This window comes from Celeribacter indicus, from assembly GCF_000819565.1.
GTDB classification, from domain to species: Bacteria; Pseudomonadota; Alphaproteobacteria; order Rhodobacterales; family Rhodobacteraceae; genus Celeribacter; species Celeribacter indicus.
Map to the genome: position 1 here is coordinate 3,146,009 of NZ_CP004393.1, position 24,311 is coordinate 3,170,319.

20 protein-coding genes are annotated in these 24,311 nt (G+C 68.8%); 3 read left to right on the plus strand and 17 right to left on the minus strand.

Annotation, left to right across the window (positions count from 1 at the left end; all coding sequences use genetic code 11):
• Nucleotide 1: 1 nt before the first annotated feature.
• From P73_RS15580 to P73_RS15655, 16 genes are all read right to left on the minus strand, one after another.
• Complete coding sequence (locus tag P73_RS15580) at nt 2-2,107, minus strand: MlaD family protein (RefSeq protein ID WP_043870282.1); 2,106 nt, start codon at nt 2,105-2,107, stop codon at nt 2-4.
• Nucleotides 2,108-2,153: 46 nt separating this feature from the next.
• Nucleotides 2,154-2,777 (minus strand): paraquat-inducible protein A, encoded by a 624-nt coding sequence (locus P73_RS15585; protein WP_043870283.1) that lies wholly within the window; start codon nt 2,775-2,777, stop codon nt 2,154-2,156.
• Nucleotides 2,744-3,406, minus strand: a complete 663-nt coding sequence (locus tag P73_RS15590; protein WP_052453584.1) for a paraquat-inducible protein A — start codon at nt 3,404-3,406, stop codon at nt 2,744-2,746. Before P73_RS15590 ends, P73_RS15585 begins: the two co-directional genes overlap by 34 nt.
• Nucleotides 3,407-3,519: 113 nt before the next feature.
• Complete coding sequence (locus P73_RS15595) at nt 3,520-4,290, minus strand: LamB/YcsF family protein (protein ID WP_043870284.1); 771 nt, start codon at nt 4,288-4,290, stop codon at nt 3,520-3,522.
• Nucleotides 4,291-4,327: 37 nt separating this feature from the next.
• A complete protein-coding gene (locus P73_RS15600) occupies nt 4,328-5,347 on the minus strand; it encodes a 5-oxoprolinase subunit C family protein (protein ID WP_043870285.1) in 1,020 nt (339 codons plus the stop codon).
• Nucleotides 5,344-6,090 carry a 5-oxoprolinase subunit B family protein gene (locus tag P73_RS15605; protein ID WP_043870286.1) on the minus strand — a complete coding sequence of 249 codons (747 nt, stop codon included), beginning with the start codon at nt 6,088-6,090 and terminating at the stop codon, nt 5,344-5,346. The genes P73_RS15600 and P73_RS15605 overlap by 4 nt, the downstream gene beginning before the upstream one ends.
• Nucleotides 6,091-6,222: 132 nt before the next feature.
• Nucleotides 6,223-7,176, minus strand: a complete 954-nt coding sequence (locus tag P73_RS15610; RefSeq protein WP_043870287.1) for a D-2-hydroxyacid dehydrogenase — start codon at nt 7,174-7,176, stop codon at nt 6,223-6,225.
• A gap of 84 nt (nt 7,177-7,260) precedes the next feature.
• Nucleotides 7,261-8,130 carry a 2-hydroxy-3-oxopropionate reductase gene (locus P73_RS15615; protein ID WP_043870288.1) on the minus strand — a complete coding sequence of 290 codons (870 nt, stop codon included), beginning with the start codon at nt 8,128-8,130 and terminating at the stop codon, nt 7,261-7,263.
• Nucleotides 8,131-8,143: 13 nt separating this feature from the next.
• Nucleotides 8,144-8,917 (minus strand): hydroxypyruvate isomerase, encoded by a 774-nt coding sequence (gene hyi, locus P73_RS15620; protein WP_043870289.1) that lies wholly within the window; start codon nt 8,915-8,917, stop codon nt 8,144-8,146.
• Between the two features lie 79 nt (nt 8,918-8,996).
• Nucleotides 8,997-10,319 (minus strand): glycerate kinase type-2 family protein, encoded by a 1,323-nt coding sequence (locus P73_RS15625; RefSeq protein ID WP_052453334.1) that lies wholly within the window; start codon nt 10,317-10,319, stop codon nt 8,997-8,999.
• A complete protein-coding gene (locus P73_RS15630; protein ID WP_043870290.1) occupies nt 10,312-11,298 on the minus strand; it encodes an ABC transporter permease in 987 nt (328 codons plus the stop codon). The genes P73_RS15625 and P73_RS15630 overlap by 8 nt, the downstream gene beginning before the upstream one ends.
• Before the next feature lie 64 nt (nt 11,299-11,362).
• Nucleotides 11,363-13,339, minus strand: a complete 1,977-nt coding sequence (locus tag P73_RS15635) for an ABC transporter substrate-binding protein (protein WP_139267055.1) — start codon at nt 13,337-13,339, stop codon at nt 11,363-11,365.
• A gap of 70 nt (nt 13,340-13,409) precedes the next feature.
• The gene (locus P73_RS15640) at nt 13,410-15,485 is read right to left on the minus strand and encodes an alpha-amylase family protein (protein ID WP_043870292.1); all 2,076 of its coding nucleotides are present in this window, start codon (nt 15,483-15,485) and stop codon (nt 13,410-13,412) included.
• Nucleotides 15,478-16,548, minus strand: a complete 1,071-nt coding sequence (locus P73_RS15645; protein ID WP_245629183.1) for an ABC transporter ATP-binding protein — start codon at nt 16,546-16,548, stop codon at nt 15,478-15,480. Before P73_RS15645 ends, P73_RS15640 begins: the two co-directional genes overlap by 8 nt.
• On the minus strand, nt 16,545-17,582 hold the full coding sequence (locus tag P73_RS15650) for an ABC transporter ATP-binding protein (protein ID WP_052453335.1): 1,038 nt from the start codon (nt 17,580-17,582) through the stop codon (nt 16,545-16,547). Before P73_RS15650 ends, P73_RS15645 begins: the two co-directional genes overlap by 4 nt.
• A gap of 5 nt (nt 17,583-17,587) precedes the next feature.
• Complete coding sequence (locus P73_RS15655; protein WP_245629184.1) at nt 17,588-18,739, minus strand: ABC transporter permease; 1,152 nt, start codon at nt 18,737-18,739, stop codon at nt 17,588-17,590.
• 213 nt (nt 18,740-18,952) lie between these two features.
• Here P73_RS15655 and P73_RS15660 point away from each other — a divergent pair, with 213 nt between their 5' ends.
• The gene (locus tag P73_RS15660) at nt 18,953-20,008 is read left to right on the plus strand and encodes a LacI family DNA-binding transcriptional regulator (protein ID WP_043870293.1); all 1,056 of its coding nucleotides are present in this window, start codon (nt 18,953-18,955) and stop codon (nt 20,006-20,008) included.
• A 34-nt stretch (nt 20,009-20,042) separates the two neighbouring features.
• On the opposite strand, the gene P73_RS15665 is transcribed toward P73_RS15660, so the two are convergent.
• Nucleotides 20,043-21,035 carry an aldo/keto reductase gene (locus P73_RS15665; protein WP_043870294.1) on the minus strand — a complete coding sequence of 331 codons (993 nt, stop codon included), beginning with the start codon at nt 21,033-21,035 and terminating at the stop codon, nt 20,043-20,045.
• A 212-nt stretch (nt 21,036-21,247) separates the two neighbouring features.
• Between P73_RS15665 and P73_RS15670 the strand changes: the two genes are divergently transcribed.
• Together P73_RS15670 and P73_RS15675 are read left to right on the plus strand one after the other, a co-directional pair.
• Nucleotides 21,248-23,347: an alpha-amylase family protein gene (locus P73_RS15670; protein WP_043870295.1), complete on the plus strand. Its 2,100-nt coding sequence runs from the start codon at nt 21,248-21,250 to the stop codon at nt 23,345-23,347.
• 337 nt (nt 23,348-23,684) lie between these two features.
• Nucleotides 23,685-24,293, plus strand: coding sequence for a hypothetical protein (locus tag P73_RS15675; protein ID WP_043870296.1), 609 nt, complete (start codon nt 23,685-23,687; stop codon nt 24,291-24,293).
• Nucleotides 24,294-24,311 lie beyond the last annotated feature (18 nt).

The following is a 24,311-nucleotide window of genomic DNA, read 5'->3' on the forward strand; positions in this document are numbered from 1 at the left end:
GTTACCGTCCGAACAGAATGGAATTGGGATTGCGCTCGAGCGTGCGCGCGAGGCTGGAGAGCGCCTGGGCCGCGGACCGCAGCTCGCGCAGCGCCTCGAGCGTCTCGCGGTTGAAGCGCGAGTTCTGGCCATAGCCCGAGAGCACGCCCTCGGCCTCGCCCACGAGACCGTCGAGCCGGGTGGCGATCGCCGGCAGGTCGGCGGCCGCCTCCTCGACGGCGCGCGCGGCCTCGCGGGCGGAGGCGAAGGTGGCGTTGGCATTCTCGACCACGCCGCCGCCGCGCAATTCCGCCAGTGCCGCCTGCGCCTCGTCGAGCGCGCCGGTCAGGCTCTCGGGCAGCGCCCGCGTGCTTTCCTGGTCGATCAGCCGGTCCGCCCCGTCGAGAAAGGCGGAAGCCATGGCGAGGAACTGCTCGACCTCGAGCGAATTGGCCTTTTGCGTGAGCGTGTCGAGATCCTCGAGCAGTTGCGGCACGGCCGAGGTCTTGTCGTCGAAGGAGCCGGCCACCTCGCTCACCGTATCGGCGGCTTCGGAGGCAGCATCGAGCGCGGCGACGAGCCTGTTCACCGCCTCGGCCGCGCGCAGCTCTTCGGCGACGCCGCGCAATTCCCCGATGATAGCGCGCAACTCGCCCGGAAGCGCCTGCGCATCGTCGCTGCCCACGATCCCGCGGGCATCGTTCATCAGCCCGACGAAGGCATCGGGCGCGGCACGCAGGTTTTCGTCGCCGGCAAGGGTTTCGATGGAAGCGAGCGTGGCGATGGCCTGATCCATCAGCTCCTCCACCGGCAGGTTGTCGACGCGGTTGAGCAGCCCCTCGGCCGTGGCCGCGGCATCCGGCAGGTTGCTGACGACCGACGGCAGCAGCGGCGCCGTGGCGGCGAAGATGCCGAGCGTCTCGGGTGCGGCCTCCGGGATCTCCGCGAGCTCCACCGCGAGCGTGCGCGAGAAGATGCTCTGGGAAACGAGCCGCGCGCGCAGCCCGTTATGGACGGCATTGGCGAAGAAGGCGATGGTCTCGGCTGGCGGCGCCTCGGGATCGAGGCCGAGCCGGCCGGGGTCTATGGAGATCACGGCGCGCAGGATCACCGTCTGATCCTCGCCCTCCCCCTCGACGAAGGCGCCGAGGGTCGAGACCGCGCCGATCCGCACCCCCTTGTAGACCACGGGCGAGCCGACGGTCAGCCCCGCCACCGATTGCTCGAACTCGACGCTGAGGTCGACCGGGTTCTCGATCGCCTCGTTGAAGACGGACGACCGCGCCTCCTGCTCGCTTTCGTAGAGATCGAAGATCTGCCCCGGCTCGACCGGCTGCCCGCCGGAGAAGACGGTGTCGAACGACAGCCCGCCCCGGATCAGCCCGGCGATGGATCCGACCGAGAGGTCGAGCCCCTGCGGCCCGAAATTCACCGAGAAGCCGGAGGTCTGCCAGAAGCGCGTGGCGGTGGTGAGCCGGCGGTCGTGCGGCGCGTTGATGAAGGCGTCGACGATCACCTCCTCGCCGTTGCGGTCGAGCCTTGGCGCCTCGATCTTGCCCACCTCGATGCCGCGGTAATAGATCGGGGCGCCGGCGGTGATCTGACCGCCGTCCCGCGTGCGCAGCGTGACGCGCGTGCCGCGCATGCCGGGCAGCACCAGCGGCGCCTCCTCCATCCCCTCGAACCGGTCGGCCCGCGCATCCTCCTGCGGGGAGAAGGCGGCCTGGATATAGACGCCCGACAGCACCGTGGAGAGGCCGGTAATGCCGCTTGCGGACACTTCGGGACGCACGACCCAGAACTGCGCGTTCTCCGGCAGGACGCCGGCGACGGTGCGGTCGATCCGGGCATGGACGACGACCGCGGCGAGGTCGGAGGAAAAGCTCACATCCTCGACCACGCCGATATTGACGTCGCGATAGCGGATCAGCGTTTCCTCGGGCGTGATGCCCGCGGCATTCTCGAAGGAGATCTCGATCACCGTGCCGCGTTCCGCCCAGCTCTGCCAGGCGATGAACAGCGTCACCGCCAGGGCGGCGAGCGGCACGAGCCAGACGAGCGACAGGTTGCGCCAGAACGATCTCTTCGGTCCCTCGACCACGGTGCTTGCGGGCTCAGGCTCTGTCATTGCGGCCGTTGTCCTCTTTGTTGTGCATTCCTGTTCATGTCCGGTGTCAGTCCCCCGCGTCCCAGATCAGGCGCGAATCGAAACTCAGCGCGGCCAGCATCGTGAAGGCCACCGACAGCGCAAAGCTCACCGCCGCGATGCCCGGCGAGATCGTCGCCGCGAAATCGAGCCGCACGAGAGACGACAGGATCGCGACGACGAAGACGTCGATCATCGACCAGCGACCGATGAATTCCACGACCTCATAAAGCATATGACGGCGATGCGCGGAAAGCCTGACGCGGCGGGACACGCTGAGCGCGAGATAGGCGATGACGATGAACTTGCCCACCGGGATTACGATCGAGGCGACGAAGACAATGATCGCGACGCCGATATCGCCGTGATGCATGAGCTGCACGACGCCGCCGAAGATGGTGCTGTCCACCTCCTTGCCGAGCTGCGTGGTGCGCAGCATCGGGTAGAGGTTGGCCGGGATGTAGACGACGAGCCCGGCGAAGAACCACGCCCAGACCCGTTGCAGGCTCGAGCCGTCGCGCGGCGCGATCCGCGCGCCGCAGCGGTCGCAGATCCCGACCCCCGGAGGGGAGACCCTGCCGCAATGAGTGCACCCCACGAGCCCGGCTTCGTGCGCGGTCAGGATCTGCGTCGGGCGTCCAGCGTTTTCCAAACCGTCACTCTGCTCATGAAATTGTCCTTCATCACCGTCACGATGACGAGGGCCACGAAGGCCCAGAAGGCCGGGCCGATGGAGATATGCGCGAGCCCCGCCACCTTGACCAGCGCCACCGCGACGCCGACCACGAAGACCTCCGCCATCGCCCAGGGGCGCATCGCCTCGGCGATGCGGAAGGCGGGGGCGGCATGGCGCGCCGGGTGATAGCCCAGCGCCATCGGCGCGAGCACGTAGATCAGCGCGGCGAAGCGGACCGTCGGCAGCACCACGATGAGCGCCGCCATCGCGAGCGTGAGCGGCGCGGTGAGCCCGCTCGAGAAGGCCATGACCGTGTCGAGCAGCGAGCTGCGCCGGATCATTCCCGCCGCCTCGAGTTCGAGGAAGGGAAAGAAGATGGCCGCGATCATCAGGATGAGCGCGGCAAGCGCCAGCATCATGATGCGCGTCATCGCCAGCGCCCGCGGCGCCTCGATCACCGCGCCGCAGCGCGGGCAGCGCGCGGTCTCCCCGATCGCCACATCCGGCTCGCGCAGCAGCGCGTCGCAGGCCGGACAGGCGAGAAGCTCGTGCAGATCCGACGCCGCGAAACGGGCGGCAGGCGGCGCGGCAGAGGTGGACGGCATGGCGGTATTCGAAACGGTCATGCCGCCAATCTAGTGCGCCGCACATGCGGAGGAAAGGCAACGTTGAGCGGGCGCCGCGACTCTGTGGCCTCCGTGCGTCTCCCCCGCGGCCCTCAGGACGGCGCGAAGGGCGCGATCTCCACCCCCGCCGCCTCCAGCCGGGCACGCAGGGCGCGCGCGATCTCCACCGCACCGGGCGTGTCGCCATGGATGCAGAGCGTGTCCGCCTCGACCGGCAGGCGGCTGCCGTCGCTGCACGGGATATGGCCCTCGAGCACCATCGCGAGCACCTGCGCCGCGCTCGCCTCCGGATCATGGATCACGGCACCCGGCAGGCTGCGCGCGGTGAGCCGCCCCTCGGGCGTGTAGCTGCGGTCGGCATAGATCTCCCGCGCGACGCGAAGCCCGGCCCGGAGCGCGGCGCGCTCGGCCTCGGTATGGGGCATGGCCACGAGCGCGAGCGCGGGATCGACCGCTTTCACCGCGCGGGCGCAGAGCGCGGCGAGATCCGCGTCCTCGGCGGCCATGTTGTTGAGCGCGCCGTGGAATTTCACATGGGTCATCGCATGGCCCTCGAGTGCGCAGATGCCCTGCATCGCGACGATCTGGTAGATCAGCTGGGTCTCGAGATCCTCGGGCCGCTCGCCCGAGATCCGCCGCCGCCCGAACCCGTAGAGATCGGCGAAGGAGGGATGCGCACCGACACGCACTCCGGCGGCGCGCGCATCGCGGATCGTGCGCCGCATCACCACCGGATCGCCGGCATGGAAGCCGCAGGCGACATTGGCGGAGGTGACGAGCTCCAGCATCGCCGCATCCTCGCCCATCCGCCAGGCGCCGAAGCTTTCGCCCATGTCGCAGTTGAGATCGAGGGTCGGGGCCATATGGGTCACTCCTTCAGGTCGCAGGACCGCGCGCGGCTCATGTCTCGCGGTCGAGATCGTCGCCTGCGGTTACACCGCCTATGAGCTGATAAGACAAGAGGTCTTTGATCGTCGCCGGATCGCGGATCACCGGGCGGCACCGGCCCGCGGCCTCGCGCAGCGCCGCCGCCCCGTCGCGCCAGAGCGCATCGGCCTCCGCAAGCGCGACATGCCGGAAGGACAGCGGCGCGCCCGGCCGCGCCTGCGCCACGACGGGAAGATCGGCGGGCAGGACCGTGCCGATCCGGGGATAGCCACCGATGGTCTGGCATTCCGCCATCAGCACATAGGGCACGCCCTCGCCCGTCATCTGGATGTCGCCCGGCCCGATCACGTCGGAGGCGAGCCCTGCCGCATGGTCGGAGCGGAACGGCTCCGGCGCCTCGAGCCGCAGGCCCTGCCGGTTGCCCTCGGGCGCACGCAGGAAAGGCGTGGAGAGGAAACGCGCGCGGGTCTGCGCGTCGAAAAGCCCGCTCTGCGGTCCGTCCATGATCCGCACCGTGCCGCCGGAGAAGCGCGGGGCGACCGCGATCGCGCGGGCCGGCGCCTGCGGATCGGGATCGTCGCCGCAGGGGAGCCGGTCCCCCGCCCCGAGCCGCGCGCCGATCCCGATCGCGAGATGGGCGGCGCGGCTCCCGAGCCAGGGCGGCGTCGCGATGCCGCCCGCGGGGGTGAGATAGGCATAGAGCCCCGCCTCCATCCGCGCCAGGCGGAGGGTCTGGCCCGGCGCCATAAGATGCGTGCGGTTCCATTCGAGCGGCTGACCATCGAGCGTCGCCTGCATCGGCGCGCCGGTGAGCGCGATCCGAGTCGGCGCCTCCACCCGGAACCTGCCGCCCGCGCCCGCCAGTTCCACCGCCGCAAGCGCCGTCTCCGCGCCGAGCAGCGCGGCCGCCTCGATCAGCGCCTGCCGGTCCATCGCCCCGCCGCGCGCGACCCCCTGCGCAAGATGGCCGGGCCGGCCGAGATCCTGCACGCTCAAGAGCCCCTCCGCCCGCTCGACCGCCAGCACCGTCATCCGAGCACCTCCAGCCGCGCACCGCCGAGCCCGTCCGGCGCGTCCCGAAGCGCCGCGATCTCCTCCGCCGAGGCGGGTACGAACCGGATCGCATCGCCTGCGCGCAGCAGGATCGGCTCCTCCCGTTCGGGCATGAAATTGCGGAAGGCGGCACGCCCCACCATGCGCCAGCCGGTCGTGCCCGCCGCGGTGAACATCACGATCTGGCGCACCGCGACCGTCACCGCGCCCTGCGGCACCTCCGGCGCGAGCTCGGAGAGGCGCGGCACGTCCCAGCGCTCGGGCAGGAGCCCGAGATAGGGCTGGCCCGGCGCGAAACCGATGGCCAGGACGCGCAGGTCCGCCGCGCAGATCTCCGCAACCGCCGCCTCCGGCCGCTGGCCGGTCCGCGCCGCCACCTCCGCGAGCTCCGGCCCGTTGTCGCCGCCGAAGGCCACCGGGATCCTCCAGCGGCGCGCCGGCACAGGCGCGGGCGCGCCCGCGGCAAGCACGGCGCGCGCACGGCGGCGCAGCTCCGATGCCAGCCCGGCGCGGCGCACCCGCGCGGGATCGAACCGCAGGAAGACGGAGACGAGCGCGGGACAGATCTCCACCACGCCGTCGGGCGGTGTCTCCGCCAGCGCGGCGAGAAGGGCCTCCTTCGCCGCCATCGCCTCCGGCTCGGGGCGCAGCGAAAAGCGCAGCACGAGCCCGTCCGGGCCGGCGGGCAGGATCTCGGGGATGTCGGGCGTCTCGCAGGTCATGGTGGCGGCGGGTCCGGAAGGCGTCGGTCGGGGGCGGCCGGGATCGCCCCGGCGCATGCCTCGCATTGAAACCGCTCGGGAGCGCGAGGGCAACCGCAACGCGCGCGCTCGCCGGCACTCCCGGCCGCCGGCTCAGTATCCCGCCCGCGTGTCGACCAGGTTGAAAAGCGGCCCGCCGGACACGAAGCGCGCGAGGTTGTCGCGAAAGATCTCCCGCCCCCGCATCCTGGTCAGCGCGGTGGTCGCGCCGTTATGCGGCGTGACGATGGTATTGGGCAGGGACCAGAACGGGCTGTCGGGCGGAAGCGGTTCGGTGCCGTGGGCATCAAGCCCCGCCCCCGCGATCCAGCCCTCGCGCAGCGCGCGCAGGAGCACGGCATCCTCCGCGATGCCCCCGCGCGAGACGCAGATGTAATGCGCCGACGGCTTCATCGCGCGGAACTCCGCCTCGCCCAGCATGGATTGCGTCTCCGGCGTCAACGGTGCGGTCACGACGACGAAATCGGAGGCCGCGAGAAAGTCGTGAAGCTGCGCCTGCGGATAGAGGCGCCCGACGCCTTCGGCGGGACGGCCGCTCCGCCGCAGCCCGATCACCTCCATGCCGAAGGCCCGGCATCGCCGGGCGAGTTCCGTGCCCGCGTGGCCGACGCCCAGAAGCCCCGCCGTCAGACCGGTGAGCTCGCCATGGAGGAACGGCGCCCAGCGGCGCTCCCGCTGGCCGTCGAGCCAGCGCAGCGCGCCGCGGTTGAGCATCAGCATCAGCATCATCGCATGTTCGGCCAGCGGGATCGCGCCGTTGCCCTTGCTGCTCGTCAGCATCGCGCCATGGGCGACGAATTCGGGATAGAGCTGCCGGTTCGGCCCCGCCGCCCAGCTATGGACCCATGCGAGCCGCCCGGCCCGCGCCAGCGCCGCGCGGTCGACGAACCCCGCCACGACATCCGCCTCCCCGATCCGGGCGGAGATCTCCGTCGCATCGGCACAGCGCCAAAGCCGTGCCCGCGGCGCGACCTCCCGCAGTTCCGCAAGATGCGTGTCGTCGATTTCATCCGTGAACAGGACAGTGGGAGAGGCCGTCTGTCGCATTTTCCAAAGATCTCCTGTTTCCGTCACGTCGGGACCGGCCCCAGGGGAGGAAGGCCGCGGGACCGGTCCGTCCGCTGAGGGGTCTCAGGGCCGGGACAGCCGTTCGACCACCTCGATCAACGCCGAATGGTCGCGCTCGCCTTCGCCGTGGCCCACGGCGGCGTTCATCAGCTGCGCGACGGTCGACGTATTCGGAAGACCCAGGTTGAGGTTGCGCGCGGCATTCACCGCGAGATCGAGATCCTTCTGGTGCAGCCGCAGCCGGAAGCCGGGATCGAAGGTCCGGTTGATCATCCGCTCGCCATGCACCTTGAGGATCGTGCTGTCCGCGAAACCGCCCATCAGCGCCTCGCGGACCTTCGCCGGGTCGGCGCCGGAGGCCTTCGCGAAGACGAGCGCCTCGGCCACGGCCTGGATGTTGAGGCCGACGATGATCTGGTTGGCGACCTTGGTGGTCTGCCCGTCGCCCACCTCGCCGACATGGGTGATCGTCTTGCCCATGATCTCGAACAGCGGTCTGGCGCGGGCGAAATCCGCCTCCGACCCGCCGGCCATGATCGTCAGCGTGCCGGCCTTCGCGCCGACCTCGCCGCCGGAGACCGGCGCATCGACATAGCCGCCGCCGCCCGCGCGGATGCGCTCGGCAAAGGCCTTCGTCGCGACCGGCGAGATCGAGCTCATGTCGATGACGAGCGCGCCCTGCTGCAATCCCTCGCTCACGCCCTCCGGGCCGAAGAGGACGGCCTCCACATCGGGGGTGTCGGGCACGATGGTGATGACGATCTCGGACCGGCGCGCCACCTCGGCGGGCGTGTCGCAGGCGATCGCCCCGGCCTCCACCAGCGCTTGCGACGCCGCCTTCACGCGGTTGACGTAAAGCGTGTGACCCGCGTCGATGAGATGCCGCGCCATGGGGCGTCCCATCACGCCGAGACCGATGAAACCGATATTCATGCTGTTTTCTCCTTCAGATGTCGTTGCGCCAGGTCAGGCCCGCGCTGGTGCCCGCGGCGGGGACGTATTCGCAGCCCACCCAGCCCTCGTAGCCGAGGGCGTCGAGCCGCGGCAGCACGTAGCCATAGTTGATTTCCCCGGTGCCCGGCTCGTGCCGGCCCGGATTGTCCGCGATCTGCACATGGGCGATCCGCGGTTGCAGGCGCTCGAAGGTGGCCATCAGCTCACCCTGCATGCGCTGCATGTGGTAGAGGTCGTATTGCAGCCAGAGATTGTCCGCGCCCACCCGATCGAAAAGCGCCAGCGTCTCGTCGGGCCGGGTCAGCAGGAAGCCGGGAATGTCGAAGCTGTTGATCGGCTCCACCAGCAGGCGGATGCCCGCCTCGGCGAGGCGCGGCGCGGCATGGGCGAGGTTGGCGACCAGCACCTCCTCCGCCTCCGCTCGCGCGACACCCTCGGGGAGCTTGCCGCAGAGGCAGTTGATCTGCCGGCAGCCGAGCGCCTGCGCATAGCGCAGCGCCGCCCCGACGCCGTCGCGGAATTCCTCCTCGCGGCCCGGCAGCGCGGCGATCCCGCGCTCCCCGCCGGCCCAGTCGCCGGAGGGCAGGTTGAACAGCACCTGCGTCAGCCCGGCGGAGGAAAGCGCATCGGCGACATCGGCCTCCGGGACGTCGTAGGGTCCGAGATATTCGACCCCGGTGAACCCGTCCGCGGCGGCGGCGGCGAAACGGTCGAGAAAGTCGTGCTCCGTGTAGAGCATCGACAGGTTCGCGGAATAACGCGGCATGGTGGCAAAACCTCCTGTCTGGGCCCCGCTGCGCCGGATGCGTCACGGGTGCCGGTTGATGTGGGGCGCGAGCTTCGCCTCAGCGGACGAGGATCGCGCGGAAATCGTTCACGTTCGTGCCCGTCGGCCCCGGTTCGAAGAGTTCGCCGGCGGCAGAGAAGGCGCCCCAGCTGTCGTGCCGGGCAAGGAGCGCGGCGGGATCGTGTTCGAGCGCGCGCAGCCGCCGGGCGGTGTCGCCGTCGCAAAAGGCGCCGGCGTTGGTCTCCGACCCGTCGATGCCGTCCGTGTCGGCGGCGAGCGCGGTGATCGGCTGCCCCTCGATGCCGAGCGCGAAGGAGAGCAGGAATTCGCCGTTGCGCCCGCCCCGCGCCCTGCCCTGCCCGGTGTCCGGCCCCGTTGCCTGCCCGAGCGTCACGGTCGTCTCCCCGCCCGACAGCAGCACCACGGGCCGCGCGAAGGCGCCGCCCGGCGCGCGGCAGCCGGTGGCGATGGCGGCGAGCACCTTGCCCACCTCCCGCGCCTCGCCTTCGAGGGCGTCGGACAGGATGACCGCACCGATCCCTTCCGCGAGGGCGCGGCGGTGCGCCGCCGCCAGGGAGAGCGCCGACGAGGCCACGAGATGCACCTCGTCGCGCGCGAAGGCCGGATCGTCCGGCAAGGGGGCCGGCGCCGGCGCGCGGTCGAGACAGGCGCGGATGCGGGGCGGCAGGTCGATCCTCCAGCCGTCGATGGCGGCACGGGCGGCGGCGAGGCCGGAGGTGCCGGGCACGGTCGGGCCGGAGGCAACCTCTGCCGGATCGTCGCCCGGCACGTCGGAGACCACGAGGCTCACCACCCGCGCGGGATGGGCGGCCTGCGCGAGCCGTCCGCCCTTGACGCGGCTCACCTGCCTGCGGATCGCGTTCATTGCGGAGATCGGCGCACCGGAGGCGAGAAGGCAGGTGTTCAGCTCGATCTCGTCGGCGAGCGTCAGCGGCTCCGGCGCCCCCGGCAGAAGTGCCGAGCCGCCGCCGCAGATCAGCGCGATCACCAGGTCGTCCTCGCCGAGACCGGACACCGCGCCGAACAGCGCCTCCGTCGCCCGCGCGCCGGCGGCATCCGGCACAGGATGGCCGGCTTCGAGCACCCGGATCTGCCGGCAGGGCGCCGCATAGCCGTAGCGGGTCACGACCACGCCGCCGAGCGGGCCGTCCCACAGCTCCTCGAGCGCCGCCGCCATCTGGGCCGCGCCCTTCCCCGCACCGATCACCACCGTGCGCCCGCGCGGCTTTTGCGGCAGATGGGCGGCAAGACAGCGCCGCGGATCGGCCGCCGCCACCGCCGCCCCGAACAGGCGCGCGAGCAGGTCGCGGTCGGCGCGCGCGGTCCGGCGCGCGGCGGTCTCCGTCCCCGGCTCAGGCATAGCGGATCCGCGGGTCCGCCCAGGCGAGCAGAAGGTCGGAGATCAGCGTGCCGATCACCGTGAGCGCGCTCATGAGCATGATGAAACTGCCCGCCAGATACATGTCCTGCGTCAGCAGCGCGTTCAGCAGCAGCGGACCGGTCAGCGGCAGGTTCAGCACCACGGCGGTGATCGTCGCCCCGGAGATCAGCGTGGGCAGCAGCCAGCCGATCGTGGAGATGAGCGGGTTCATCGCGACGCGGACGGGATATTTGAACAGCAGCCGGCTTTCCGACAGGCCGTAGGCGCGCGCGGTGACGACATAGGGCTTGTGCAGTTCGTCGAGCAGGTTGGCGCGCAGCACCCGGATCAGCGCCGCGGTGCCCGCCGTGCCGAGCACGACGATGGGCAGGATCATGTGCTGGAGGAAATCGAGCAACCGGGCAAAGGACCATGGCGCGTTCTGGAAACGGTCGGAGAACATGCCGCTCCAGTCGGCCTGGAAGAAATCGAAGCCGATGAAGAGCAGCACGAGCGCGAAGAGGAAATTCGGGATCGCGAGGCCGATCATGCCGATGAAGGTCGCGAGATAGTCGCCCAGGGAATTCTTGCGCACCGCCGAATAGATGCCGATCGGGATCGCGAGCAGCCACATGAAGCCGAGGGTGAAAAGCGCGAGCAGGAAGGTCATGCCGATGCGGTTCCACACGAGATCGGCTACCGGCCGGCGCCATTCGAGGGAGAAGCCGAAATCGCCGTAGAGCACGATGTTGGACACCCATTTCCAATACTGGACGAAGAAGCCCTGATCGAGGCCGTAGCGCGCCCGCATCGCCTGCATGAAGGCGGGATCGACGCTGTCGCCCTCGAGGCTGAGCTTGGCCGCCATGGAGGTGACGAAGTCGCCGGGCGGAAGCTGGATGATTGCGAAGGACATGATCGAGATGGCGATCAGGGTGAACACCATGTAGATCAGACGTCTTGTGATGAAAGCCAACACTGTCAGAAGCTCCGGTCTTGGGGGCGTGCGGCCGGGGGCCGGCCGCACGGGGGCTGTTGGGAGATCACTCTTCCGAGAAGTAATACTGCTCGGGGTTGGTGGAGCCGGGATGCGGGAAGTTGGTGCTCGCCATCATCGTCTCCGGCACGTTGTGCAGGGCGTTGTTGATGAGACCGTAATCCGCGCCCGGCTGCATGACCCCGATGTTCCAGAGGTTCTCCTTGGTGATCTGCATGAGCTCGGTCATGAGTTCGGTGCGGCGGGCGTCGTCGGGCGTGGAGAGCGCCTCGTCGTAGAGGTCCATCTGCCGGACGATCGCATCGGGGATGTCCTCGGGACGGTTCTCCTCGATGCGGCCGTTGCCATACCACTGGCCCCAGTCCGGCGCATAGAGGTTGAACCCGTCGGTCGGCACGTAGTAGCGCGGCTGGAACAGCGTATCGACACCCGAGGAGGCCGAGAAGATCGACGCGTCATGCGACGCGCTCGCGGCCCGCTCGATGAGCGCGGTCAGTTCCATCGTGTTGATGACGAGACCGACGCCCGCGTCCTGCCAGTAGCCGCGCATCAGTTCGGCCGCGTCGATCCATTCCGGCCGGATCACCGCGATGTCCATGGTGATCTGAAGCGGCCGGCCGTCGGACAGCAGGCGGATGCCCGCGCCGTTGCGCTCGGTCAGGCCGAGATCGTCGAGCATCCGGTTGGCCTTCTCGAGATCGAACTCCGTGTATTGCGTCGCCATCTCCTCGTCGAACAGCGGGCTCTCCGGGCGTTCGACGACCTGGTAGGGCTCGCCCTGCCCGAGATAGACGAGATCAATGATTTCCTCGCGATTGATCGCATGGCTCATCGCGATGCGGAAATCCTTGTTCCGGTAGAGCTCGCGCCTCACCGGATCGCGGTGATTGAGGTTGAACGACACGATGTTGAGGTTCGCGCGGTTCGGCAGCACCTCGTAGAAGTGGTAATTGCCGCGTTCCTGGTTTTCGTAGAAGGTTCCGCGGTTCTCCGGCGTCGTGATGTTGCCGATGTAGTTGTCCACGAGATCGAAGGTCCCGCTCGCCGCCTCGAGCAGGGCCACCTGCGGATCGCTGATGACGGACACGGCCGCCTCGTCGATATAGGGCAGCTGGTTCCCCTCGGGATCGACCTTGAAGTAATAGGGATTGCGCACGGCGCTCAGGTGCTCGCCCGTGCCCTGCCCGATGCCTTCGGTGATGACCCAGGGGCTCAGCACCGGCAGATCCGGGTTGCGCCAGGGATCGGCCTGATAGTGGAAATAATCCACCCAGCCCTGGAACCCCGCCCGCTGCGCGAGCGTGTCCGCCTCCTCGCCGGTGTCCTTGTGGAACTGGGAAAGATAATGCTCGGGATAGGAGGTCGGCAGGTTCGGCGAAGGCAGGCGCGGCGTGGTCGGGGCCGCGAGCCAGGTCAGCAACAGACCGTTGGGCTGGTCGAAATTGAAGCTGACGGTATACTGGTCGATCTTTTCCACCGTCATCGTGCCGCCGCCCGGCGCCTGCGCCCAGCGCGGCGGACCGCCGAACAGGTCGCGGTTCGCCATCACATGTTCATACCAGAACATGATGTCGTCGGCATCGAAATCCTCGCCGTCCGACCATTTCATGCCGGGGCGCAGGTGGAACACGAATTCGGTGGCGTCGTCGTTGACGTCGATGCTCTCGGCCACGTTCGGCTTCACGTCCGGCGCGATGCCGGTGCCGGTGTTCTCCGGCGTCCAGGTGTCGAAGCGGGTCAGGAATTCGTAGCCGATCGTGGTCTGAAGCGTTCCGGTGTCGCTCGCCCCGATCATCAGGATGTCGAACGTTCCGCCGTACTGACCCACCTCGTTCAGCGGCTCGACCACCATCGGCGCGTCGGGCAGGCGTTCGGCCAGCGGCGGAAGCTCCCCGGCATCCACCCGGTCCTGAAGCATCGGCGGCTCCGCCTGGGCGAATGCCGCTGCGGCCGCGAAGACGGACGCGCCGGCCATGCCGATGAGCGACAGCCGCCAGGCGGGCATCTTGTGAGAACTGGTCATTTTCTCCTCCATTTTACTCCTCCTCCGTTGTCTTGCGCGGACCCGGCCTGCCGCCGGAGCCGCACGCATGTCATGCGGTCGCGATGCTGAGCACCTCGAAGGCGCCGACGGGCGGCAGGTCGAACCACAGGTAGCCGTCGGCATCCGCCGGGCCGCTGCTCGCGACGGTCTGCCCGGAGACGAGCGCGGCGGCCTCTCCCGCCACGCCGCGCAGGCCGAGCTTCAGGCCGGTCAGCTTCGGCGGGTCCTCGTAGAGGTTGCCGCGCTGGCCGGCGTAGTTGATGACATGGACCTTGAGCGTTCCCGTCGCCGGCTGCGCCTGCACGGTCACCTCGGCATGGCCGAGCCCGGTGAGCCGCGCCGGCATGGGCGGGCTGTTGCGGGTGACGAGATCGGCGATCAGGGTGCGATGCGCCGGAAGGCTGTCGCGGTAATACTGGCGGTCCGGGTTCCAGGGCAGCCACACCGCCCGCCCCGCGCCGTAGTCCTGCGACAGCACGCCCGGCAGATCGCTTTCCTCCTCCGGAAAGCACAGCTCCGGCGGGCCGAAACGTTGCGGCGGCAGCAGGCGCATGAGCCGCTCCGCCCCCGCCTTTTCCGGCGCCTCGAGAAATTCGCCGTCGAGCATCATCAGCCGCGTGCCGGGCAGCGGCAGATCGCCTTCCCCGAAGGTCAGGTAGGCGCCCTTCATCGGCGCATGGCGCACCGGCATCCCCGCGATCGGGAGGCAGTCGAGCGCCGGCGCCTCGCGCAATTCACCCTTCGGCCCGCAGAGCGCGCTGTCGCCCGTGGTCAGCAGCGTGCCGCCCCCGCGCACGAAGGCGTCGAGCACCGCCGCCTCCGCGTCTGACAGGCAGGTGACCGAGGGCAGCACGAGCGCGTCGTAGCGGTCGAGCAGCTCTCCCCCGCCCTCGGCCTCGACCTTTTCGTCGAGCACGAAATCGAACGGGATCCGCGCCTCCAGAAGCGCGCGGTAGGCCCCGCGAAACGCGGTGTTCCGCGGGTCCGGCGTGCCGTTGCGGCTGCGGAACCGCTCGGTCTTGAACGAATGGTAGAGGCCGACCGTCGCCGCGGAGCGCAGGTTCTCGTAATGCCCCTCGACCCCCCTGTGCCAGTGGAACAGCTCGCTGATCCGCGGCAGCGCGCTCTTGTCCGCCTGGTCGAGCACGCCGAGCAGATAGAGATCGAGCGTCGCGCCGACCCCGAGCTGCTGGGCGAAGCGCAGCTCGTTATAGGCGGCCGTCTCCGAATGGAAGCGCCAGGCGAAGTCGATGAAATTCGCGGAGGTGGAGGCCGCCATCTGATCCGGGCCGAGCGCGCGCAGGTAGCGCGCCTGCTCGCCCGACTGGTAGGGCCATTCCGGCAGCGGCCGCTCGATGGCGCGCTGCACCTCCCAGCGCAGCACATCGCGCTTGCCGCGCCGCCCGAACATCGCGGTCTGCGGAGAGACCTTGTGGACGTGTTCATAAATGCGGACCTGGAGATCGAGGGCGGTGCGGTCCTGGAATTCGAGATAATCGGCATAGGCCGGGTCGGAGAAATCCGCGGTCTTCGGCAACTCCTGCCCGTACATCTCGCGGAACCGCCGCTGGCAGTTCTCGCAGCGGCAGAGGCCGAAGCTCTGGCCCGAATAGTTCGAATTGCGGTAGCCGAACATGTTGAAGAACACGCCGTCCACGTCATATTGCGACAGCGCCTCCTCGATGATGCGGAAGGCGTAATCCTGATACCACCCGCCGTTCACGCAGGCCTGGTAGGTGCCGTTATATTCCAGCGGCTCGCCCTTCTGGCCTCGCGCGAACCATTCGGGATGCGCGTCATACGCCTTCTTCGACGCCTTGGACACGTCGAAGCGGCCGATCAGCGACAGGCCCTCGGCATGGGCGGCCTCGATCGCCGCGCCCAGCGCATCGCCCTCCATCACCGGATTGACGAGTTGCAGCTCGAGCTTCGAGGGATAGAAGGCATAGATCCCGCCGATGTTGTAGAGCAGAGCGGTCGCCCCGAACTCCCGTGCCTCCCGCGCCAGCGCCCGCTGGTCGTAGAGCACGTCCATCTGGCGCAGGTTCGTCTGGATCAGGCGATACGGCTTCCTGTACCAGTCCTTGAAGGACAGGGCTGTCGAAGTCGCTGTGTTGTCAAGCACTGGCTCGGGTTCCTTCTAGTTCGAGAGTTTCGGCGTAGTGACAGGCCACCTCGTGCCCCGCGACAGTGCGCGGCGCCGGATCCTCGGCCTTGCAGCGGTCGGTGGCGAAGGGACAGCGCGGGTGGAAGGCGCAGCCGGAGGGGCGGTTGGCGGGATTCGCCACCTCGCCCGTCAGCCGCCGCGGCTTCTCCCGCCGCGCGGTCCGCGGATCGGGGCGCGGCACCGAGGCCAGGAGCGCGGCGGTATAGGGATGTTTCGGCGCGCTGAAGAGCGCCTCGGTCTCGGCTAGCTCGACCACCCGCCCGGCATACATCACCGCCACGCGGTCGGAGATATATTCCACCACGCTCATGTCGTGGGAGATGAACAGGTAGGACAGGTTGAGCTGGTCGCGCAGGTCGAGCAGCAGGTTCAGGATCTGCGCCTGGATGGAGACGTCGAGCGCGGAGATACATTCGTCCGCGATCACCAGCCGCGGGTCGAGCGACAGCGCCCGCGCGATGCAGATCCGCTGCCGCTCCCCGCCGGAGAAGGCATAGGGATAGCGGTCGATGTATTCGGGCCTCAGCCCGACCTTGCGCAGCAGTTCCGCCACCTTTTCGCGGACCTCGCGCCCCTTCCTCATCCCGGCGTTGCGCAGGCTCTCCCCGATCAGGTCGAGCACGCGCCGCCGCGGGTTGAGCGAGGCGAAGGGATCCTGGAACACCATGCGCACGTCGTCGCGATAGGTCCTGAGATCCCCGGCTTCCAGATGCGCCACGTCGAATTCGCGGCCGCCGCGGGTGTGGAAGACGATTTCTCCCTCGGTCGGTTCCAGGATGCGCACGAGCGCCTGGCCCAGCGTGGACTTGCCGCAGCCCGACTCACCCACGACGCTCAGCGTCTCGCCGGCATGGACCGTCAGGCTGATGCCGTCGACCGCCTTCACGCGGTTGACCTCGCGCTGGAGAATCCCGCGCTTGACCGGGAAATGCACCTTGAGATCGCGGACCTCGAGAAGCACCTCGGGCGCGGCGGGAACGGCTGCGGCGGAGGCCGGCGAAAGCGTGTCCGTCATGGTCATTTCGTCAATGCCTCCTCTTTTTCCTTCACCGCCGCCGGCGTCCGGAGATGGCAATAGGCGACATGCCCGTCCCCGAACGTCACTTGCGGCGGCTCGAGCACGTCGCACAGACCCGCCCGCGCCTCGGGACAGCGCGTCCGGAAGGGGCAGCCGCTCGGCCGGGCGAGCGGATGGGGCACCATGCCGGGAATGGCGAAGAGCCGCTTGCCCGCCGCGCGCCGGGCGCCGAGACGCGGGATGGAATTGAGCAGCGCCTGGGTATAGGGGTGCTGCGGGTCGTAGAAGATCGCGTCGACATCGCCGCGCTCGACGATCCGGCCGAGATACATCACCGCGACCTCGTCCGCGATTTCCGCCACGACGCCGAGATCATGGGTGATGAAGATCACCGACATCTGCGTCTCGTCCTGCAAGCCGCGGATCAGGTCGAGGATATTGGCCTGGGTCGAGACGTCGAGCGCGGTGGTCGGTTCGTCCGCGATCAGCAACTCCGGCCGGCAGGCCAGCGCCATGCCGATCATCGCCCGCTGCCGCATCCCGCCCGACATCTCGATCGGATAGCTGTTGAAATTGCGCGCCGCGTCCGGGATGCCGACGCGGTCGAGCGCCTCGATGGTCATCTTCTTCGCGGTGCGGACGCTGACCTTCTCGTGCAGGCGGATCTTCTCCACAATCTGCGCGCCCACCGTATGCACCGGCGAGAGCGAGTTCATCGGCTCCTGGAAGATCATCGCGATGTCGCGGCCGCGGATCGCACGGATCTGCCTGCCCCTCGGGTCGAGCGTCGCGAGATCGACCGGCGGCGCGCCCTTGGGACGGAACAGGATCTCGCCGCCGACGACCCTGCCCGGCTCGGCCACGATCTGAAGCACGGAGCGCGCGGTGATGGACTTGCCGGAGCCGCTCTCGCCGACGATACACAGCGTCTTGCCGCGCGGCACTTCGAGATTGACCCCGTCGACGGCCTTCACCGTGCCGGCACGGAGCGCGAAATGGGTTTTCAGCCCGGATATGGTGAGAATGGGTGTGGTCATGGCAGTCAGGTCGTATAGGGATCGGCCGCGTCGCGCAGACCGTCTCCGAGGAAGTTCATGGCGAGCACGGTGACGATCACCATGACCCCCGGCGCGAGGAGCCACGGCGCTTCGGCCAGCGAACGGATGTTCTGCGCCTCGCGCAGCAGCACGCCCCAGCTCACGATGGGCGGCCGCAGGCCGATCCCGAGGAAGGAGAGCGAGGTCTCGGCGATGATCATCACCGGGATCGCCAGCGTCACCGAGGCGATGATATGGCTCACGAAACCCGGCAGGAGGTGGCGCAGGATGACGCGGAACTCGCTCGTCCCGTCGAGCCGCGCGGCAAGCACGAAGGCCTCGTTGCGCCACGACATGAAGCGCCCGCGCACCTCGCGCGCGAGCGAGGTCCAGCCGATCAGCGAAATGATGATCGTGACGATGAAATAGACGAGCACCGGCGACCAGGTGACGGGAATAGCCGCCGCGAGCCCCATCCAGAGCGGGATCGTGGGGATGGAGATGATGAATTCGATCAGCCGCTGGATCGCGGTGTCGATGGCGCCCCCGAAATAGCCGGACACGCCGCCGATCACGATGCCGAGCACAAGGCTGACCGTCACGCCGACGAGGCCGATCGAGGTGGAGATCTGGGTGCCGAAGATCAGCCGGCTCAACACGTCGCGCCCGAGCCGGTCGGAGCCGAGCAGGTAAAAGGGCTCTGAGGCGTCCACCGGGCCGATCAGGTGCCGGTCGCTGCGGATGACGCCGAGGAGCGTGTAGGGCTCGCCCCTGACGAAGAGGCCCACGTCGACACGGTTCTCCGGATCGCGCACGAAGACCTTGCGCAGCGTGTTCGGGTCGCGCTCGAAGGAATAGCCGTCGACATGCATCCCGAACCGCAGGTCGCCGGCGTCGTCGCGGTAGAAGAACTTGAGCGGCTGGGGGGCAAGCATCGAATAGGACGGGTCGTAGAACCCGGCGGAGCGCGGCGCGACGAAGGGCGCGAAGAGCCCCACGAGATAGATGCAGATCACGAGAATGGCGCTGAACAGCGCGAGCTTGTGGTCGCTGAATTTCTCCCAGACCAGGCGCCACTGGCTGTGCGTGACCTGCGGAGGCACCGGAATTGCGTGATCCTCCCCGATCGCCGCACCTGCTTCATCCGTTCGAATCACGTTCCCCTCCTCTGCGCGATTACGTTTTCAAAATGGTAGGATATTTTTATTGTAAAGACTAGCACAAACGTTTTAGAAAACGTTAGTCTGCCAATTTGAAAAACAAAATGGCGAAAGATGCGGGTCTCGGGCGCCGCCCTGCCCCGCGTCTCGTTGACATGCGCGCGAATAGCGGCATGATTTCACGAAATATTGTGGAATTGGAGCACGTTGATGACAGGCAGGAAAAAGCGGATCTCGGTGCAGTCGATCGCCGACGAACTCGGCTTGTCGAAATTCGCCGTCTCGCGCGCCCTCAGCCACAAGCCCGGCGTGAGCGAGGAGACGCGCACCCTCGTCATCGAGACGGCGCATCGCATGGGCTACAAGGTGAGATCGGGCAGCGAAACCGGCGTGATCAAGGTCGTGTGCAGCGACCAGCATGTCGCCACGCGTGAATCCTGGGCGGAGATCCTGCACGGGCTCGAATTCGGCGCGCTGGGGGAAAATATCCGCCTCGAACTCGCCTATGCGCATGACGCACCGGCGCTGCGGGCGGCGGCGGAGGGGGCACAGGGGCTGTTCCTGCTCGGCCCGAACAACCGGGAGGTCTTCGAGGCGGCCCGCGCAAGCGGCGTGCCGCTGATCCTCGTCACCGTGCAGATCCCGCCCCTGTTCAAGGCAGACATGGTTTCGCATTCGGTCGAGGAATCGGCGATCTACGTGGCCGAATACCTGCTCGGGCTCAACCACCGCAAGCTGGTCTATGTGCACGGGCGGCGCGGCTATTTCGGGCGCGACCTGCGGCTGCGGGAATTCCGGCACACGATCGAATCCTCCGGCGTGGACGCCGAGGTGCGCGAGATCGCCTTCAAGGACGATTATTCGCCGCAGAATTTCATCCCGGAGATCACGGCAATGGTGCGCGACGGCTTCAACCCCACCGCCTTCTTCTGCGGCAGCGACGGTGTGGCGGTGACGGTGCTGAACGAAATCCGGCGCCTCGGCCTGCGCGTGCCGCAGGACTGCACGATCATCGGCCATGCCGACTATCCGATGGCGACGCAGGTCAGCCCCAACCTGACCACGGTGCGCGTGCCCTTCCGCGAAATCGGCCTCGAGGCGATCCGCCAGATGAAGGAGCGCATCGCCGCCGGCAACGGCCGCGACCGGCGGCTCTACCGCCGCACGAACCTGGCGGCGGAAATGATCGAACGCGAATCCTCGGCCACGGCCGGCACGCCGGACTGGGCCGGCGCACTCGAACACCTCAAGTCGCTGGAGGCGTGAGCGGCGCGGTCGCGCCCCGGCCCGCCGGCGCCCGTCAGAGGCCGACGCGCGCCATGCCGCCGGGCGGGTAACGCTCTCCCACCACCTCGAGCGCCGCCAGGGCGGCGTCGATCCGCGCGAGATCCTCCGGCCCGAGCTTCAGCTCCGCCGCCTTCAGGTTCTCCTCCACGCGATGCAGTTTGGTGGTGTTGGGAATGGGCACGATCCACGGCTTGCGGCTCAGCAGCCATGCCAGCGCGATCTGCGCATTGCTCGCCCCCTTCTCCGCCGCGATCTGCGCAATCATCTCGACGATGGCCTGGTTGGCCCTGCGCGCCTCCGCGCTGAACCGCGGCATCCCGGCGCGGTTGTCCGTCGCGGCAAGCTCCGTCGCCGCGTCGATGGTCCCGGTCAGGAACCCCTTGCCGAGCGGGCTGTAGGGCACGAAGCCGATGCCAAGCTCCTCGAGCGCCGGCAGGAGCGCCTGCTCGGGCTCGCGCGACCACATCGAATATTCGGTTTCCACCGCCGTCACCGGCTGAACCGCATGGGCGCGGCGGACGGTATCCACGGCGGCCTCGGACAGGCCGAAGTGCCGGACCTTGCCCTGCCGGATCAGCTCGCCCACCGCCCCGGCCACCTCCTCGACCGGCACGTCGGGATCCACCCGGTGCTGGTAATAGAGGTCGATCACCTCCGAGCGCAGCCGCCGCAGCGATCCCTCGACCGCGCGGAATATGCTCTCCGGCCGGCTGTCGGTCCCGGCCATCCGGCCATCCGCGCCGATGCGAAACCCGAACTTGGTCGCGATCACCACCTGGTCGCGCACGGGTTCGAGCGCCTCGCCCACGAGCTCCTCATTCACATAGGGTCCGTAGAGCTCGGCCGTATCGAAGAAGGTCACACCCTTCTCGAAGGTGTCGCGCAGGAAGCGGAGGCGCGCGGGCGCATCTTCCGCCGCGCGGTCGAACCCCCTGCCGATGCCCGTGCAGCCATGTCCGATGGCAGAGACCACCAGCCCGCTCCTTCCAAGTTCGCGTGTCTGCATTCCTCGTCCTCCCCGTGACTGTCGCGATTCCGGCCCCTCCGCGAAACCCCTGCGGGCAGGTGACGCGGCTGCCGCTGCACGGGCGCGGCACATTTCCGTGCCGCATGGCGCCCGCACTTTCCAGAGTAAACTTCAATTTCATGTTTGCAATAACAAAACATATCGTTAGTAAAAACATTAAAACCGAGACGCTGCAAAAAGGAAGGAGTCCCATGGCCTCGTTGAGAACCCCCGACTGGCACCGGTCCGCAACGCGCTGGTCGCAAATCACGCTGGTCGAGGACGATCCCGGCAGCTTCGATGTCGACCGGTGGATCGGGATCTTCCGCGAGACCGGGTCGAATGCCGCCTGCATCAGCGCCGGCGGCTATGTCGCCTATTATCCGACCGAGATCCCCCATCATTACCGCAGCCGGCATCTCGGCGGGACCGATCCCTTCGGCGCGCTGGTCGACGGCGCCCGCGCCCATGGTCTACATGTGATGGCGCGGATCGACCCGCACGCATTCCACGACGACGTGGCCCAGGCGCATCCCGAATGGGTCTCGGTGGGCCGCGACGGCGCGCCCCGCCGCCACTGGGCCTATCCCGACGCCTGGGTCTCCTGCGCCTACGGACCGCACAGCCACGGCTATATTCCCCTCATCGTGCGCGAAATCGCGCGCAACTACGATATCGACGCCATCTTCGCGAACCGCTGGCAGGGGCATGGCGTCTGCTACTGCGCCTCGTGCCGGGCATCGTTCCGGGACTACGCGGATGCCGGACTTCCGATGGACGAAAACCCGTCCGATCCGGTCTGGCGCGCCTGGAGCGCGTGGCGGCGCCGGGTCCTCTCCAACCTCGTGGTCGAGCTCGACGCCGTGGTGAAGGAGGAGCGGCCGCATGCGAGCTTCATCCCCAACATGGGCGGCTCCTCGATCATGGAATTCGACACGGACCTGATCAACCAGCAATGCCCGATCCTCGCGATCGACGACCAGGGCCGCCGCGGCGTCAACGCGATCTGGCGCGCGGGCCGCAACGGCAAGCAGGTGCGCGGCACCTTTCCCGACCGCAACGTGATCCTCATCACCTCGGTGGGCGTCGAGGATCGCCGCTACCGCTGGAAGGATTCGGTCACCACCGCGCCCGAGCTGCGCGCCTGGATGGGCAGCGGCACGTTGCACGGGCTGTCGGCCTGGTACACGAAATTCAACGGCAAGATCCCGGACGACCGCTGGATCGCCCCGGTCCGCGACGGCTTCGCCCTGCACGAACGGCTGGAGGCGGCGCGCGCCAGCATGGTCTCCGCGACGGAGATCGCGATCGTGGAGGCCTCCACCACGCTCAACCACATCGCCTGGGAGAACCGGGACGCGGCGGAGACCTGCGACTTCGGCTTCTATCACGCGCTCGTGGAGGCGAAGCTGCCCTTCGACTACATCTCCGACCGGATGCTGACGCCGGAGCGGCTGGCGGGGTATCGCGTGCTGGTGATGCCCGACGTGCGCTGCCTGTCCGACGCCCAATGCGCGGCCATCGACGCCTTCGTGCGAAACGGCGGCAGCGTCGTTGCGGCGGGGCAGACCGCGCTCTACGACGAGAACGGCGAGCGGCGTGCCAATTTCGGGCTGGCCGACACGTTCGGCACGGATGTCGCGGGGCCGACAGAGACGGGGCTGAAGAACACCTATCTCGAGACCGCCGGGCGCCATGCCCTCGCCGCCACCCTGCCCGAGGGCGCCGAACGCATGATCGGCGGATCCGAACGCACGCCGGTCTCGCTCGGCGCGGGCGACGGGGTCGAGGTGCCCTTTTGCCACCTGCCCGCCTTCCCCGACCTGCCGATGGAAGAGGTCTATCCGCGCGGCCCCGCCACGGAACCGGCGGTGATCGCGACGGAGCGTCCCGGCTGCGGACGCGTGGTGCATATCCCGTGGAATCTCGGCTCGATCTTCTGGGACATCCTGGCACAGGACCATCAGCAGCTGATCGAGACCTGCGTGCGGTGGGCGCTCGGCAAGACGCCGGACGTCGTGGTGGAGGGCCGTTCGCTCGTCGATCTCTCGGTCTTCGAAGGCGACGGGGCCACGGCCGTCGGGCTTCAGAACCTGACCAATCCGATGATGCTCAAGGGGCCGATCCGCGACGTCTATCCCGTCGGGCGCCACCGGATCTCCGTCGCCCTGCCCGAGGGCAGGACAGGCGCCACGGCGCGGGCGGTGATCGACGGCGGCCCGGAACTGGCCGTGACGCTCGGACACGGGCGCGCCGAGGTCGAGATCGAGGGCATCGCGGAAATGGAAGTCGTCCGCTTCGACTGGCGCTGAGCCGGCCCCGCGCCTCCCCCGCAGCGAAGGGGATTTCGGCCAGGGGAGGCGAAGGGCTGGCGGCGGCGGTGCGTTCGCCCGCGGCTCTCCCGGCCAGGGGTGCGCCGGTCGCACTGACGCCGTCCGGTAGCGTCGTGCGCCAATCGGCCGGTGGCGAGGAAGCGGCCGAGGAACCGCGACCGGCAAAAAGGTCCGGTTCTGGCGGTGCCCTGCCCTGCGGCGGGATGATGCCGGGACGGGCCCCGGCCGGCCCTTCGGCCACGGGCCTGCCCACCCCGGCAGGGGGCGATCCACGCGCGCTCCCGCCCCGTCGCGCGAATGCCGGGAGGGTGCCCGGATGGCCCTGACGCTGCCCGGCGCGGCGCCTGCGCCGGTCTCCGACACCGAGCTCACCCGCCTGTTCGAGACCTGCGAGCTCGGGATTGCCAATCTCGGCCGGCTGACAGGTCCGGTCCTCCTGCTGACGCGGTTCGATGCGGCGGGCCTCCGGCTTCGCGACGCGATCTCCGGGTTGGGCGCCGTGAGCATGATCGTGCAGGAGCGACGGCTTCCGCCGTCCTGGACCGGCCGGCATACGCCCCGGCTGTCCTGCGTCCTTCTCGACGAGACCTATCTCGGCACCGCCGCCCTGCCGGACATGATCGCAGCCATCCGGGAGGCCTCGCCCTCGCTGGCGATCGTCGTGCTGTCGGGCGGCGCGCGGATCAACCTGTTCTCGCCCGCCGAGGCCGCCCCCGCGGATGTGGTGCTGAAGCTGCCCGCCTCTCCGGTCGCGCTGAAGCTCGGGATCTCCGCCGCGGTCGCGAACCGGGACTGGGCCGAATGGTCCGGGCGCGGCGCCGGGGACGACACCACGGACACCGCCCGGCGCGGAGGACTCGCGCGCCGGCTGCGGCGCCTCCTCGGCCTCGCGGCGGCATCCGGCGGGCGGACCGGCGGCGCCTGACGCCCGCGCCGCCGCCCC

Coding starts and splice junctions, on each gene's coding strand:
- P73_RS15580 (WP_043870282.1), bottom strand. CDS start 2,107: ATGACAGAGCCTGAGCCCGCAAGCACCGTGGTCGAGGGACCGAAGAGA.
- P73_RS15590 (WP_052453584.1), bottom strand. CDS start 3,406: ATGCCGTCCACCTCTGCCGCGCCGCCTGCCGCCCGTTTCGCGGCGTCG.
- P73_RS15595 (WP_043870284.1), bottom strand. CDS start 4,290: ATGGCCCCGACCCTCGATCTCAACTGCGACATGGGCGAAAGCTTCGGC.
- P73_RS15600 (WP_043870285.1), bottom strand. CDS start 5,347: ATGACGGTGCTGGCGGTCGAGCGGGCGGAGGGGCTCTTGAGCGTGCAG.
- P73_RS15605 (WP_043870286.1), bottom strand. CDS start 6,090: ATGACCTGCGAGACGCCCGACATCCCCGAGATCCTGCCCGCCGGCCCG.
- P73_RS15610 (WP_043870287.1), bottom strand. CDS start 7,176: ATGCGACAGACGGCCTCTCCCACTGTCCTGTTCACGGATGAAATCGAC.
- P73_RS15615 (WP_043870288.1), bottom strand. CDS start 8,130: ATGAATATCGGTTTCATCGGTCTCGGCGTGATGGGACGCCCCATGGCG.
- hyi (WP_043870289.1), bottom strand. CDS start 8,917: ATGCCGCGTTATTCCGCGAACCTGTCGATGCTCTACACGGAGCACGAC.
- P73_RS15625 (WP_052453334.1), bottom strand. CDS start 10,319: ATGCCTGAGCCGGGGACGGAGACCGCCGCGCGCCGGACCGCGCGCGCC.
- P73_RS15635 (WP_139267055.1), bottom strand. CDS start 13,339: ATGACCAGTTCTCACAAGATGCCCGCCTGGCGGCTGTCGCTCATCGGC.
- P73_RS15645 (WP_245629183.1), bottom strand. CDS start 16,548: ATGACCATGACGGACACGCTTTCGCCGGCCTCCGCCGCAGCCGTTCCC.
- P73_RS15650 (WP_052453335.1), bottom strand. CDS start 17,582: ATGACCACACCCATTCTCACCATATCCGGGCTGAAAACCCATTTCGCG.
- P73_RS15660 (WP_043870293.1), top strand. CDS start 18,953: ATGACAGGCAGGAAAAAGCGGATCTCGGTGCAGTCGATCGCCGACGAA.
- P73_RS15665 (WP_043870294.1), bottom strand. CDS start 21,035: ATGCAGACACGCGAACTTGGAAGGAGCGGGCTGGTGGTCTCTGCCATC.
- P73_RS15670 (WP_043870295.1), top strand. CDS start 21,248: ATGGCCTCGTTGAGAACCCCCGACTGGCACCGGTCCGCAACGCGCTGG.
- P73_RS15675 (WP_043870296.1), top strand. CDS start 23,685: ATGGCCCTGACGCTGCCCGGCGCGGCGCCTGCGCCGGTCTCCGACACC.